General features: G+C 58.9%; 14 protein-coding genes and 1 pseudogene. 5 read left to right on the top strand and 10 right to left on the bottom strand.

What is annotated here, in order from left to right; translation table 11 throughout:
- Window positions 1-171 precede the first annotated feature (171 nt).
- Complete coding sequence (locus tag AC2TAD_RS10500; RefSeq protein WP_480867569.1) at window positions 172-1173, bottom strand: molybdopterin-binding protein; 1002 nt, start codon at window positions 1171-1173, stop codon at window positions 172-174.
- On the bottom strand, window positions 1170-2138 hold the full coding sequence (locus AC2TAD_RS10495) for an XdhC family protein (protein WP_480867567.1): 969 nt from the start codon (window positions 2136-2138) through the stop codon (window positions 1170-1172). The genes AC2TAD_RS10500 and AC2TAD_RS10495 overlap by 4 nt, the downstream gene beginning before the upstream one ends.
- Before the next feature lie 224 nt (window positions 2139-2362).
- On the opposite strand from AC2TAD_RS10495, the gene AC2TAD_RS10490 reads away from it, so the two are divergent.
- Window positions 2363-2863: a hypothetical protein gene (locus AC2TAD_RS10490; RefSeq protein ID WP_480867565.1), complete on the top strand. Its 501-nt coding sequence runs from the start codon at window positions 2363-2365 to the stop codon at window positions 2861-2863.
- 2 nt (window positions 2864-2865) lie between these two features.
- On the opposite strand, the gene AC2TAD_RS10485 is transcribed toward AC2TAD_RS10490, so the two are convergent.
- Together AC2TAD_RS10485 and AC2TAD_RS10480 are read right to left on the bottom strand one after the other, a co-directional pair.
- Window positions 2866-4122, bottom strand: coding sequence for a vWA domain-containing protein (locus tag AC2TAD_RS10485; protein ID WP_480867564.1), 1257 nt, complete (start codon window positions 4120-4122; stop codon window positions 2866-2868).
- Complete coding sequence (locus AC2TAD_RS10480; protein ID WP_480502907.1) at window positions 4122-5030, bottom strand: AAA family ATPase; 909 nt, start codon at window positions 5028-5030, stop codon at window positions 4122-4124. The genes AC2TAD_RS10485 and AC2TAD_RS10480 overlap by 1 nt, the downstream gene beginning before the upstream one ends.
- A gap of 152 nt (window positions 5031-5182) precedes the next feature.
- Here AC2TAD_RS10480 and pyrC point away from each other — a divergent pair, with 152 nt between their 5' ends.
- Window positions 5183-6220, top strand: a complete 1038-nt coding sequence (gene pyrC, locus AC2TAD_RS10475; protein ID WP_480867562.1) for a dihydroorotase — start codon at window positions 5183-5185, stop codon at window positions 6218-6220.
- On the opposite strand, the gene AC2TAD_RS10470 is transcribed toward pyrC, so the two are convergent.
- Window positions 6217-7512: an MmgE/PrpD family protein gene (locus AC2TAD_RS10470; RefSeq protein ID WP_170353099.1), complete on the bottom strand. Its 1296-nt coding sequence runs from the start codon at window positions 7510-7512 to the stop codon at window positions 6217-6219. The genes pyrC and AC2TAD_RS10470 overlap by 4 nt on opposite strands.
- 38 nt (window positions 7513-7550) lie before the next feature.
- The gene (locus AC2TAD_RS10465; protein ID WP_170353098.1) at window positions 7551-7997 is read right to left on the bottom strand and encodes a type II toxin-antitoxin system RatA family toxin; all 447 of its coding nucleotides are present in this window, start codon (window positions 7995-7997) and stop codon (window positions 7551-7553) included.
- Window positions 7998-8070: 73 nt separating this feature from the next.
- On the opposite strand from AC2TAD_RS10465, the gene hpt reads away from it, so the two are divergent.
- Both hpt and AC2TAD_RS10455 read left to right on the top strand, forming a co-directional pair.
- Window positions 8071-8613 (top strand): hypoxanthine phosphoribosyltransferase, encoded by a 543-nt coding sequence (hpt, locus tag AC2TAD_RS10460; protein WP_170353097.1) that lies wholly within the window; start codon window positions 8071-8073, stop codon window positions 8611-8613.
- 133 nt (window positions 8614-8746) lie between these two features.
- Window positions 8747-9106 (top strand): hypothetical protein, encoded by a 360-nt coding sequence (locus AC2TAD_RS10455; protein ID WP_480867560.1) that lies wholly within the window; start codon window positions 8747-8749, stop codon window positions 9104-9106.
- A gap of 4 nt (window positions 9107-9110) precedes the next feature.
- Here AC2TAD_RS10455 and AC2TAD_RS10450 read toward each other — a convergent pair whose 3' ends face one another.
- Both AC2TAD_RS10450 and lipA read right to left on the bottom strand, forming a co-directional pair.
- Window positions 9111-10253: an amidohydrolase gene (locus tag AC2TAD_RS10450; protein ID WP_480867558.1), complete on the bottom strand. Its 1143-nt coding sequence runs from the start codon at window positions 10251-10253 to the stop codon at window positions 9111-9113.
- Complete coding sequence (gene lipA, locus AC2TAD_RS10445; RefSeq protein ID WP_170353094.1) at window positions 10250-11200, bottom strand: lipoyl synthase; 951 nt, start codon at window positions 11198-11200, stop codon at window positions 10250-10252. Before lipA ends, AC2TAD_RS10450 begins: the two co-directional genes overlap by 4 nt.
- Before the next feature lie 264 nt (window positions 11201-11464).
- Here lipA and AC2TAD_RS10440 point away from each other — a divergent pair, with 264 nt between their 5' ends.
- The gene (locus AC2TAD_RS10440) at window positions 11465-12013 is read left to right on the top strand and encodes a redoxin family protein (protein WP_480867556.1); all 549 of its coding nucleotides are present in this window, start codon (window positions 11465-11467) and stop codon (window positions 12011-12013) included.
- Between the two features lie 48 nt (window positions 12014-12061).
- Here AC2TAD_RS10440 and AC2TAD_RS10435 read toward each other — a convergent pair whose 3' ends face one another.
- Window positions 12062-12985 carry a hydrogen peroxide-inducible genes activator gene (locus tag AC2TAD_RS10435; RefSeq protein ID WP_170353092.1) on the bottom strand — a complete coding sequence of 308 codons (924 nt, stop codon included), beginning with the start codon at window positions 12983-12985 and terminating at the stop codon, window positions 12062-12064.
- A gap of 52 nt (window positions 12986-13037) precedes the next feature.
- Window positions 13038-14140: pseudogene (locus tag AC2TAD_RS10430) on the bottom strand (DUF6456 domain-containing protein); the annotation flags it as partial.
- Window positions 14141-14221: the final 81 nt, after the last annotated feature.

Genomic DNA, 14221 nt, shown 5'->3' with positions numbered 1-14221 from the left:
GTCCGACCCTCAACATCACCGCTCACAGCTACGCCGTTCACAGTCATCGAAACCTGTGCCATGAAATCCTCCCGTTTCGTGTTGTTCCTCGGGTCGAGTTAAACACGCGGGTTTTCATTTGAGAACAAAAATCTGAGACGGTTCAGAGGATTGTCGGGCAAGCCCACCACATCAGGGCTTTCGCGAAGACCGGGGCTGCGGGCGTGTCGGGATCTCTTTCAGCAAGCCGCCGACCCCCATTCCAGCGATATCAAGCCCCGTTGTTTCGACCCCACAGGCCACGCGGGACAAAACCCAATCGGCCCCGTTCAGTGCAGGTGAACGCGCGCAGCCCGGCAAGCCAATCACGGGCCGCTCGCCAAGCGCTCCGAGAAATAGAAGGTTGCCCGGATCGACCGGCATTCCGAACCGGTCCACTTGCCCTCCGGCGGCGCGTACCGCCTCGGGTGCCACGTCGTACACGTCAGACGTGGCCGAGCCGGTCAGGATCATGACGATATCCCCTTCAGAGTCGGACACAGCCAAGGACAAAGGTTCCGCCTGATGCGGGACGATCCGAACGTCTGACAGTTCCATCCCCAAGGCTTCGACACGCCCCCTGATCGCGGCAATCCCTTTGTCATTCGACGGGCCGCCGGGAATATCAGTCACCACTAGACCCGCAGTTTTGTGGATCGGCGAGACCATACGGATCGATGCCTGCGCCAGACGTGCCGCGTGCATCACATCGCCTCCGGGCACGGCATAAGAGATAACCTTGATCGTCGCCACCATGCCGCCTTCGCCCATCTGCTGGTATTGCGGAACAGTCGCCACGGTGATCATCGGGTTGACGCGATTGAAAGCCTCCAACGCCTCAACATCCAGCACGGCGACGCCCGGTCCATCCGCCAGCAGATTCACGCGACCGGTAAAAGGTTGGGTCACGCGTAAACCCGCCTCGGTTGGGTTCGGAGCCAGAGCGGCAGCCAGCATCTGGGCGGCCTCATCCTCGTGACAGTCACCCGGTTCAAGTCGCGCGACAGTGACGGAGCCAAAGCCAGCCTCGGTCAGGTCTTCGATGTGGTCTGCCGTCAGCGCGATGCCTTTGCGCAGCTTACGGTCACCGACCTTGATCGAATGGGCTAGGATCGTGCCGACGGCCTCGGCAACGGGGACAGGACCGAACTTCACGCTTTGCCTCGTAACACGGCGGTCATCTGTGCCAATATGGCGACTGCAATTTCGGACGGATCGGCAGCCCCGATATCCAGACCAACCGGACCATGAATGCGGGCAATCTGATCTTCGGTGAACCCGGCCTCGGTCATACGAGCCACGCGTTTGGCATGGGTCCGGGTCGAGCCCAGAGCACCGATGTAAAACACCCCGGCGGCCAACGCTGATTCCAGTGCCGGGTCGTCCAGCTTGGGGTCGTGGGTCAACAACACCACAGCGGTGCGCGAATCCGGACCCAGCTTGGCAACAGCCTCATCCGGCCAATCGGTCAGTATGTTTTCACCCGGAAAACGGGCGCTGGACGCAAAGGCATCCCGTGGGTCGATAATCGCGGGGTCATACCCTGCAATCCGTGCCATCGGCACCAGCGCCTGCGCAATATGAACCGCACCCACGACAATCAGGCGCAAAGGTGGGTTGTGAACAGCCACAAAGGTCTTGCCGTCCTCTTCGAACCCCGAGCGATCCATGCGCAGCCGGTCGGCATACGCGTTGCGACGCAGCGCGCGGTGGCCGGTCTCGACATTGACCTCATAGGCGAGTGGTTCTCGCGCGGCCCGCGCCTCGACCAGATCACGAAGCATGGGTTCGGGCAGAACGCTTCCGATGGGCTCGACCAGCACCCGAATCGTCCCTCCACAGGCCAGACCAACAGCGAACGCATCTTCGTCGCTGACACCAAATTCCAACAGACGTGCTTCGCCTTCATCTATGGCCTCAAGCGCTTCGACGATCACAGCGCCTTCGACACAACCGCCCGAAACCGAGCCTTCGATACGACCATCGCCGCCAATGACCAACTGCGCGCCCACACGGCGCGGGGCGCTTCCCCAAGTCTCAACCACGGTGGCGAGCGCGGCCTTTTTGCCATTGCTGAACCAGCGCAGCGCAGTTTCTGGGCTGTTGTCGAATCTGTCCATTGCGCCCTCCCATAGTGCTTTGACCCAACATAGGCAGGTTTGGCCAGATGAAAAGGAACCCCGACTTTAAGGTCAGACGCCGCAGTCAGGCTTCGGCGCGAATTGGCTGAGTTTTTACCATTTTCTGCAAAGCATTGATTGTCTACAGAGCAGATTCTAGCCTACACATACATCTACTGCATTCCAGTATGCGCATATTTAATTTTCACAAGGGAGACAAAGAGTTGAAACGCATTTTTGCACTCGGAACAGCAATCGGACTTTTGGCATCCACGGCAGTCAGTGCAGATACATTTCTGCGCTATGGCGAGGTCGAGGGCTGGAAGGTATTCATTGATCAGGACAAAAAATCCTGCCTGATTGAGGCTATCGATGACTCCGAAAACGTGGTTCAGATGGGGCTAACCGAAGATCGCGGCGTTGGCTATGTGGGCGTCTTCACCAAAGAAAAAACCGACATCAAGCGCGGCGATACCGAGGCTGTGGCAATTCTGCTGGGAGAAAACCTCTATATCGGTGAAGCCACCGGCATGAAGGGCAACATCACCAAGGGGTATTCGGGCGGTTACGTTCTGTCCAATGATCCCCAATTCGCTGAAGACATTGCCAAGCAAAAGGTGATGCTTGTCTTCCCCGAGAAGGAATTTGCCTTCACCGTGGATCTGACTGGCACCTACAAGGCCATGGAAATGGCCCGCAAGTGCAATGAAGAACAGCTAAGTTAACTCTAACTCGAAAGCGCGGTCATCAGCCGCGCTTTCTCACCCATGTCATCGGGTTTCGAGATGACCTCGGCCAGATCCTCGAGCGAGGCAATCGAATGCCCGGCCCGAAAGCTGTCCACATGCGGCAGCATCGCGGCCACGCCCTGCGCCTTAGGTGCAAACCCGTCCCAGCGCAGCAGTGGGTTCAGCCAGATCAGACGGCGGGCGGAAAGGTGCAGACGCTCCATCTCTTTTCCCAACGCTTGCGGTTCGCCCCGGTCCAATCCGTCCGAGATTAGCAGAACCACCGCACCCTGCCCCATGACGCGCCGCGACCAGTCGCGGTTGAACGCGTGCAGGCATTCGCCGATGCGGGTGCCGCCCTCCCAATCCTGCGCCTCCGCCCCAGCGGCGGCCAAAGCGGCGTCCACATCGCGCTGATGCAGGTGGCGGGTGATATTGGTCAGCCGCGTCCCGAAAGTGAACGCGTGAACCTTGGCCCATCCCGCGCCCTTCGCGTTCGAGACCGAGTGCAGAAAATGAAGGATAATGCGGCTGTATTGGCTCATCGAGCCCGAGATATCACACAGCACCACCAGATTTGGCCAGCGGGTTCGGGGTTTCTGACGGGCGATTTCGTGCAACTCTCCGCCCTGGCGCATGGCGGCGCGCAAGGTGCGGGCGCGGTCTATCCTTTGCCCAACATGGCTGGCTTGACCGCGCCGGGATTCGATTGGTTTTACGGGTAGCGTCATACGGGCCAATATGCGCTTGGCCTGAGCGATCTCGGCGGTGCTCATCTGTTCAAAATCCAGACTGCGCAGGCGTTCCTCGGTCGAGGCGGTTTGTGAGGCGTCGATCTCAAGCTCAGTTTCTTCGCCCGTGTCTTGCGTCTCTGGCTGATCGCGTTCGACACCATCCAGCAGCGCCTCGGCCGCGCGCTTTTCGCCCGCGTCGGCCTTGCGGTCTTCCTGAACACCACGGATCGCCGGCAGCATCATGGCCATCATATGCTCCATATACCGCGGGTCGCGCCAATACATGCGAAAGACCTGCGCGAACACCGTGCGATGTTCGGGACGGTTCACGAAACAGGCGTGCAGGGTCCAGTAGAAATCCTGCTTTTCCGAGAACCCGGCAGCCTGCACCGCGCGGATGGCATCGACAACACGGCCCGTACCTATGGGCAAGCCCGCCTTGCGCAGGGCCCGCGCGAAATGGGTGATGTTCTGCGCCAGTTTGGGGTCATCTGGGATATCTAGGGGAAGCTGCTCCGACATCACACCGGTTCGAGCGTGGCTTTGGCTTCGTCCAGAATACGTTTTGCCTCAGACCCTTGGAGTTTCTGGATGTCGTCCTGGTACTTCAGGATCGCGCCCAGCGTATCGCCGATCACTTCGGGGCTGAGGTTGATCACATCAAGCGCCAGGAGGCATTTGGCCCAATCGATCGTCTCCGCAACGCCGGGTTTCTTGAACAGGTCTTCGGTGCGCAAATGCTGGACGAAGGCCACCACTTCGCGGCTGAGTTCCTGTGCCGCTTCGGGTGCGCGGGCGTGGAGGATTTCGATCTCGCGCTCGAAATCGGGGTAGTCGACCCAATGATAGAGGCAACGGCGTTTCAGGGCGTCATGCACCTCGCGCGTGCGGTTCGAGGTGACGATGACAATGGGCGGTTCCGGCGCTTTAACAGTGCCCAGTTCGGGGATTGTAACCTGAAAATCGCTGAGCGCCTCCAGCAGAAACGCCTCGAACGGCTCATCCGTGCGGTCCAGTTCGTCAATCAGCAGAACCGGCGCGCCGTGTTCGTCTGGGCGCATAGCCTGCAACAGCGGGCGTTCGATCAGGTAGTCATCCGAAAACAGCTCGGATTGCAGGGCACCCCGGTCGGCGCCGCCCGAAGCTTCGGCGGTGCGGATTGCCACCATTTGCGCCGGGAAGTTCCATTCGTAAACGGCCGAGGACGCGTCCAGCCCTTCGTAACACTGCAGGCGGATCAGGCGGCGGTTCAGCCCGGCGGCCAGCGCCTTGGCGATCTCGGTCTTGCCGACCCCGGCCTCACCCTCCAGAAACAACGGGCGGCCCAGTTTCAGCGACAGGAAAACAACCGTGGCCAAGGCCCGCCCGCAGACATAGCCCTGATCGCCCAGCATAGTCTGAACGGCGTCGATGGAATTTGGCTGCGTCATGGCGATCTCCCTCGGGGCACAAGAGGTCACGACGGCGGGCGCGCGTCAAGACCAGGGCTTTGCAAGGAGTTACGACGTTCGGGCATATTGACAAGGGGCAGCCGTGCATTCGGGGCCTTTCACGGCTGCGCGCACTGTGCTAGCCGGGGGCCATGACCGATACCCTGACGATCCGCCGCCCCGACGACTGGCATCTGCATCTGCGCGACGGCGCAATGTTGCAGGCCGTCCTGCCCGAAACCGCGCGCCATTTCGCCCGCGCGATCATCATGCCGAACCTCGTGCCGCCTGTGGTGCGCGGCGATCAGGCCGCCGCCTATCGCGACCGTATCCTGGCCGCCCTGCCCGACGGGATGAGCTTTGAGCCGCTGATGACCCTCTATCTGACCGAGGACACGGATGCCGAAGACGTCGCCGCCGCCCATGCCAGCGGGCTGATCAAGGCGTGCAAGCTGTACCCGGCTGGAGCCACGACCAATTCGGCCTCGGGTGTGCGGGATTTCGACAAGGTGCGCCCGGTGCTTGAAAAGATGGCCGAGATTGGCCTGCCTATGTGTGTGCATGGCGAGGTCACGGACTCTGACATCGACATTTTCGACCGCGAGGCCGTGTTTATCGACCGTGTTCTGGACCCGATCCGTAATTCGACCCCCGGCTTGCGCGTGGTGATGGAGCATATCACCACCGCAAACGGTGTGGACTACGTCAAGGCCAATGACGCCGATCTGGGCGCAACGATCACGGCGCATCACCTGATCATCAACCGTAACCATATTCTGGTTGGCGGGATCAAACCGCATTACTACTGCCTGCCCGTCGCCAAGCGCGAAGAACACCGGCTGGCACTTTTGGCTGCTGCGACCTCGGGTGATGCAAGGTTCTTTTTGGGCACCGACAGCGCGCCGCATACGGATGCGAACAAGGAAATGGCCTGTGGCTGTGCCGGGTGCTTCACCGCGACGAACACGATGTCACTAGTGGCCGAGATGTTCGACCGTGAAGGGTCGTTGGACAAGCTGGAAGGGTTCACCTCGCTCAATGGCCCCGGTTTCTATGGCCTGCCGGTGAATGAGGACACGATCACACTAACCAAGGGCGAACCGGTCGTGTATCCCGAAAAAATCGACTCTGGTGACGGGCCTGTCACGGTGTTCGACCCAGGATTCCCGCTGCATTGGCGCGTGGACTAATCCGCTAGCAATGCCGCCAGATCGCGGGCGCGGCCTCCGGTGCGCAGCATCGACCAGATCGCGTCCGCCTCGTCACCTCCGATCAGCTTGGCAGCCTTGCCACGCACCCGATCCTCACGCTCGGACAAGGGCAACGGGGTCAGAAGATCATGACTGGCCTCTTTGCGCGCGCCGTCACGGCGCAACAGGGTCAGGTGGGCTTGCGTCTCGGACAGCGTTTCATCCTCCTCGACCGTGACGCGGTCGCGCAGCGATGTCAGGCGCGGATCGGCGCAGGTTTTCTCGGAATAGCTGGCGGGCAAGGCGGTGTCATATCCCAGCGCCTGCATCGCAATCACCGTCCGGTATGAAAACTTGGCCCCCAACCCGGTGGTCGGAGACATCTGGTTGCACACGCTCATCCAGCGCGGATGGGTCTTGACCGTGATCTCGGCCACTTCGGGTTCGGCGATGTCCAACGCGCGCGCCGCCTCTAGCGCCGCGTGCAGCCCGTGGCAGCAAGCGTGAAACTTATGGCTTACGGATGTGAACAGCCAATCCTCGCCCAATCCATCCAGAGCGGTCTGCACATCACCCTGCCCCTGATGCGTGGCCCCAAACCCACAGGGGCCTTCCAACGCATCTGCACTGGGGTCGAACCCCTTGGCGATCAGCAGAGCCGCTTCGACCCCGGCCGAGGCCGCAAGCCCCGCGTTATAGGGCTTCCCCATCGTGCCAAATTGCGCCTTCAGCCCCGCCGCTCGGGTGGCCGTCAATCCCAGAACCTTGCGCATCTGCCCAGCGTCAAACCGTAGGATGCGGCCCGCTGCGACCGCTGCCCCGAAAGCCCCGGCGGTGGCCGTTTGATGAAACCCGGCCTGATAGTGGTCGCGCCCTAGCCAGAGACCGACACGGATTGAGACCTCCATCCCCACCAAAGCGGCCTCAAGAACATCCACCAGAATGCGGTCGTCCCACTCTCCAAGCGCAAGGGCCGCTGGCAGAATGGCAACCGAGGGATGGCCAATATGGGCGAAATGCGTGTCGTCATAGTCCAGCGCATGGGACACCGTCCCGTTAACCAGTGCCGCACCTCGCAAGGGCGCGGCCCCACCGCCGAACAGATGCGCCTGTGCTTCGCCGCCCTCGTCAAGAACCAGCGCGCGTACGGATTTCGAAACGGGCTCGTCTTCTCCAGCCCGCCCTACGGCCAGCCAATCCAGAACGGACAAAGACGTTACAATCCGAGCCTGCTGCGACGTAGATACGGGACTGGCCGCGAACCCGGCCAAGGCGTTGGTAAAATCACTCATGCGGCGCAGTCTAGCGTGCGCCGGGGATGGGTAAAGCCTCAGCTGTACAAATCTGCGGCGCGGGCCTCGAAGGCTTTGACCACCCGCTGCATGGCCTCGTTGAACACGACGCCGATGATGCCCTGCAGGATGGCATTCTTGAACTCGAAATCCACATGGAACGAGATGTTGCAGCCCCCATCAGCCGCGTCTTCGAACCGCCAGTCGGATTTCATGTATTTGAACGGCCCGTCCAGATACTCGGTGTCGATCCGGCGATCCTCGGCGTGTAGCGTCACACGGCTGCCGAACCGTTCGCGGAACACTTTGAAGGAAATCACAAGATCGGCCTCTAGCACCTGGGCCTCGCCCGCCGCATAAGTGCGCCTGATCCGGGCCGCCGCGCACCACGGCAAAAACTGCGGGTATTTGGCCACATCCGCGACAAGGTCATACATCTGCTGAGCGGTATACGGCAGGTGACGTGTCTCGGAATGGGTCGGCATGGCGGTCCGCTATTTGCAGGTGACAATGGCGCGTCATGTCGTATGTTGCGCGCCAAAGATCAAGGGGGCAGTGATGACAGACCGCGCATATGTGATAGATGAGATGATCTCGGCCAAGGCCATCGCCGCCCGGATCGAAGAACTTTGCCGCGAGATCACGCAGGAATTCGGCAACACCGACAAGTTGGTTGTTGTGGGTCTGTTGCGCGGCAGTTTTGTGTTCATCGCAGATCTGGTGCGCGAGCTGGATCTGCCAATCGAGGTGGATTTCCTTGAGGCGTCCTCGTACGGCGACTCGATGGAGAGCAGCCGTGAAGTACGCATTCTCAAGGACTTGCGCGGCGCAATTGAAGGACGCGATGTGCTGGTAGTCGAAGATATCGTCGATACTGGCCATACCCTGAACCACGTGACCAAACTGTTGCGCAGCCGTAAACCCGCGCGGCTGAAATCCATCGCCTTGCTCGACAAGCCCAGCAGGCGCGAGGTCGATTTCCGCTCAGACTGGATCGGGTTTGAAATACCTGATGAGTTTGTCGTGGGCTACGGCATCGACTACGCGCAGCGCAATCGCAACCTGCCGTTTATCGGTAAGGTTCGATTTGTCGAAGACTGAGCGGCCTTCTGACCTATCCATCTTGTGCAAGTAGCAGTGGTTAAGCTTCCTAAAAATTCATCTATTGGAATATTATTGGACATTTCTCCCAGCAAGAGACTACCATTCGAGTACTTTGGGAGGTTTTATACATATGAAAACACTGTCTATTGGGATTCTGGCGGCTTTCGCGCTAGTCGCAACATTTGGAATTGCGGATGCAAAAGACAACAAGGGCAAAGGTAAAGGCCCCGACAAGTCGAAAATTGAAAAGTCGCTAAAAACAAATAAAGGCGTCGGTGTACCGCCCGGACAAATCAAGCGCTATACGCGAGGTCAGAAAATCCCTAATGACTTGGATTTTGACTATCTTGACGATCTGGATGGTTGGAAGTTGAAACCCTTGCCCGCCGGTCAGCGGTATATCCGCGTAGACGACGAAATCCTTTCGATATCCGATGACACAAAGACAGTTATTGATGCCGTTGGAATCGTCGGTGATCTTGTAAACTGAGGGCTCAGCCTACAAGAGATCGAATTACCGCACTGAATACATCTACCCCTACAGGGATCAGCGCATCCGGAAAATCATAGTCCGGGTTGTGCAATTGCGGGTGCGCTTGTCCGGCACCCAACCAAAACATGGCCGCCGCGGCGCTTTTGCCAAACTGGCCGAAGTCCTCGGAAAATTTCTGGGGTTCTGTCGTAAAAGTACAAGGAACGCCGAGCGCGGCGCAGGCCTCAGCTACAGTGGCTACAGCCTGCGCGTTGTTTGTGCAGGCCTCGAACACATCCTCATAGGTGATTTCAACCACAAGACCCTGAGCTTCGGCGGCTTGGGTGACAAGCCCTTCGGCTTCGGCGATCAGGTTCTGCATCCGAGTGTCGGATACCGTGCGCAGCGTAACCCACAGCTCGGCCGCGCCCGGGGCGACGCCAAACGTGGGTTCGCCCAGCCGGGCATGAGTAACAGTGGTCAGGGCGAAATCGGCATTCAGTGCGCCGCCCGATCCCAAACCTGCCAGTTGCGGAATCAAAGACGCAAGCGCTTTTGCCGGAGAGACTCCATCCTGCGGCTCCGCAGCGTGCGAGGTCTTACCCTTAAGCACAACTCTCATCCCGCGTGACGCACAGTTGGCAGGGCCTGCACACAACGACACCTCACCCAGCTCGAGGCCGGGCAGATTGTGCAACGAAAATACATGGTCCGGCGCGATGGGCGCGAACTGGGGATCAGCGCGAAAGCCTGCAGCCCCCTGCCCGGTCTCCTCGGCGGGTTGATAGATCAGAACCACCCGGCCCCTTTTCGGGCGGGTCTCCGCCAGATGATCAGCTACGCCCAGAACCATGACCATATGGCCATCATGTCCACACAGATGCCCCTTGCCCACCACGCGCGAAGCATAGCCTGCATCCGATATTTCCTGAATCGGCAGCCCGTCCAACTCGCACCTTATCGCCACTGTGGGCCCGGGCTGGCCGCTGTCGAATACTCCAGCCACGCCATGCCCGCCGATCCCGGTCAATACCTGATCGGCATCGCGCGCGCGCAATTCATCAGCGATCCGGGCGGCCGTTTCGGTCTCGTGCCCGGACAATTCAGGATATTGATGCAATTCGTGCCGCAGCCGGGTCAGCCGGGCCAACGCCTCGGGGCTCACCCTTGTTCGAGCTTTGCCTGACGAGCGTCACGCAGGCGCGCAAAGTCGTCACCTGCGTGATATGACGAACGTGTTAGCGGAGTCGCCGATACCATCAGGAAACCTTTACCAAAAGCAGCCTTCTCGTATGAAGCGAACTCCTCGGGCGTTACAAAGCGGTCAACACCGTGATGTTTTGGCGTCGGCTGTAGGTATTGGCCAATGGTCAGAAAATCGATATCGGCAGCGCGCATGTCATCCATAACCTGCCGAACCTCTTGCTCGCCCTCACCCAGTCCAACCATGATGCCGGATTTGGTGAAGATCGAGGGGTCCATCTCTTTCACCCGCTGCAACAGGCGCAGGCTGTGGAAATAGCGCGCACCGGGGCGGACTTGCGGATAGAGGCCGGGAACGGTTTCCAGATTGTGGTTGAACACATCCGGCTTGGCCTCGACCACGGTTTCCAGAACCGCAGGATCACACTTCAGAAAATCGGGGGTCAGAATCTCGATCGTGGTCTTGGGCGAGCGATGACGCACGGCGCGGATGGTCTGCGCAAAATGCTCGGCCCCACCATCGGCAAGATCATCACGGTCCACCGAAGTGATAACCACGTGGTTTAGCCCCAGCTTTTGCACCGCATGGGCCACGCGGCCCGGCTCGAACGCATCCAGTTCATCAGGGCGGCCAGTGGCGATGTTGCAGAAGGTGCAGCCACGGGTACAGATTTCGCCCATGATCATCATGGTGGCGTGGCCTTGGCTCCAGCATTCGCCGACATTGGGGCACCCGGCTTCTTCGCAAACGGTGACCAAATTGTTTTCACGCATAATCTTGTGCGTTTCTGCATAGCCCTTGCCCCCCGGTGCCCGCACCCGAATCCATTTCGGTTTTTTCGGCTGCGCATTGTCCTGACGATGCGCTTTTTCGGGATGACGTTGTTCGGGGATCTTCAGATCACGCACGGCGGCTTTCCTGACTTAGGGTCACTTGAGTGGGATTTAGTACATTCCTGTGTAACAAGCTAGCCCAACCGTGCATAGCTGCCATGACCGCGCACCATGCTTCCGCAGAATACTGGCTGTACTGATTCAATCGATTATCGCGATATTTCAGCGTCTTCCAATAAATATCAGAAAATTCGCATCTGCGAAAACAATCGCATTGAAGCACATTTAGAACTGTTTTAAATCCGCCTCAATTCACACAGGAATCACAGGAATTTGAACATGAAGACCGGGACCGAGCTGCCGAAAGTGACCTTCCGCACCCGAGTGCGTGACGAGGCCGTCGAAGGCCCCAACCCCTATCGCTGGGAAGACAAGACCACCACAGATTACTTCGCCGGCAAGCGCGTGATCCTGTTCTCGTTGCCAGGTGCATTCACGCCCACCTGCTCGACCTACCAACTGCCCGGTTTTGAAAACGGCTTTGCCGACTTCAAGGAAAACGGCATTGATGAGATCTACTGCATGTCGGTCAATGACAGCTTTGTCATGAACAAATGGGCGCAAGATCAGGGCTTGAAGAACGTCAAGGTCATTCCCGATGGATCGGGTGAGTTCACACGAAAGATGGGGATGCTGGTCGACAAAGACAATCTGGGATTCGGAATGCGTTCGTGGCGCTATGCGGCCATCATCACCGACGGCGTTGTCGAAGCGTGGTTCGAAGAGCCCGGACTGATGGATAACTGCCCCGAAGACCCCTATGGCGTGTCATCTCCGGAAAATCTGATGACGCATCTGGAAGCAGAGAAAGAACTAACTCTGGCCTGATCGCGACTTTGAGTACCTCTGCAAGACCCGCCCTGTTGGCGGGTCTTTTCATGTCCGCGTTGCCGAAACGATATCCGTTCCGACAGCTCGGATGACCCCGGCCAGACTGTCAAACCAGTCTTCGCCCCGGGTAGAAATCCGACGCACCAACCCTACAGTCCGGAAGGGTTGTGGTGCGCCGAAACGCTTTAAGCTCAGACCGCGCACAGCGCCAATCTCAGCCTGCGCGGCCAGTTCCGGCATCAAGGTCAAACCAAATCCCTCGGCAACAAGACGCGACAATGTCGCCAGAGAAGAAGCCCCCATATTAATCAAGCCGCTGCTGCGGTCCTGACCGCAGACCTCCAGCGCTTGATCTGTCAGGCAATGCCCGTCGTCCAAAAGCATCAACTGAGTGGTTTGAAGGTCCACCGGTCGCAAAGCCTCAGTGTCGCGCTGCATGGTTTGCAACCGGCCAGCACTGCCCGCCAGTAAAAACCTGTCTTCGAACAAAGGCTGCTCGAACAACTCAGAGCCGCCCGAGGGCAGAGCCATGACCCCCGCATCAATGTCACCAGCCCGTAGCATGTCCAACAGTCGATCGGTGCGCGCCTCGCGAATCTGCACGCGCAACGAAACGTCCATCGTCCGCAATCCTGCTAAAACACCGGGTAGAATATAGGGTGCAATCGTCGGGATGATCCCGATCGACAATGACCGGTGACCGCCCGAATGATCCCGAGCAAACTGGTCGAGACGACTAGCGGCCCCCAAAACCTGCTGCGCATAGTCCAGAACATCCCGCCCCAACGGGGTTAACAGGATGTCGCGCGCTTGTCGTTCAAACAGCGGGCCGCCCAGCGTTTCCTCAAGCGTTTTGATCTGCACTGACAGGGCGGGTTGTGACACGTTGCATTTCTGCGCCGCCCTGCCGAAATTTCGCTGTTCGGCCACTGCGCTGAAATATTGAAGTTGTCGGAGCGTAAAATTCATAACCCCTGATTATCTCAATGCGCATTATCCGCAACCGTAAATTATCGCGCCAGCCTATCATCCGGCTCTTTTCGGCTTGGCTCTCATAGTGGCGTTTCAACCGTTGAAGTGCAATCCGCAGCACAATTTTGCCCGAGCGTGCAGACCACCCCATGCGTTTCTCGGCCAGTTCCAAACCCTCCAGATAACAGCAGCAGCGCAGTGCAACATCGCTGAGGCCCGACCCCAGATCGGACAGAGCCCGCTCGACCCGATCGCGCGCATCGGACGAGCCCCGCCCGTCCTTCACACCCGCGCCAAAACTGCCGCGCCCTCCTGCCGTCAGGAAATGATCCCAGTTCTGCGCGACCTGAGGACCGATCTGAGCAAGTTCAAAATCCTCACGCAGCCTCTCACCCGCCCGAACCAGTGCTTCGTCCAGAAAAGGCTTTCCGTCCCGATCCCGACGCCGCGCCAAGGCGATCAGAGGGCTTTCAGCGGCGCTGTACCGTATGCGCCGCGGACGTTCTGTCTTTGTAGCGCCCACTTGCGCAAGGGATGAGGCCATCTGAAACGGCGCTTGTGCCTCGGCCAACCCGAAATCATTTCGGTTATGTGCCTTGTTTCCGCCTCGGCCACAAGCTGGCTTAGCGCAGCACGACCCGAAGTCGAAATCCGATAACGTGAAATTCGTCCGGGGTTATCGAACGTGATCCAGTCCTTAAAAGCCAAGGCTTGAGCGGTTTTGCAATCCACTACAGCCGTCCGCGTGGTACCGCTGTCACCCGCATCGCGCACTACAACGGCCTTATCCATTTCTTCGGCCACGGCTAGAACTGACCCAGTTTCGCAAAGCCGCCTGAGAACGCGCATCGCCTCTCGATTGAATTTTTCCTCGGCCGCAGCAAGATCGTCTTCCTGAGCGGCCGGAAAGGTGCAACTCTGTTGAGCTGTGTCCAAAAAATAAGCTTCCGCCAGCGTCTGAAGCGCAGCATCCACCAGCGGATCGTCTCGCCGCATCTCAATCCGGCGAATTTGTCTGAGTATGGTCGACGCATGGCACCCCGCTGACCGCGCTATATCGCGGATCGACTGACCGGTTTCGGTATGCGCGAGATACCTCTGCGCCCCTTCGGGTACCCAAGCCGGAATGGTAAAAGCCACGTTATTTTCCATAGTTACTTGCCCTCGTCGACAAAACAATTCCGTTCCCAATCGCCCCCGATAAATGTGTTAACCAATTCTAACTAGAGCCGC

The organism is Ruegeria sp. HKCCD7628 (assembly GCF_057221005.1).
This window is presented reverse-complemented; position numbering and strand designations above follow the sequence as displayed.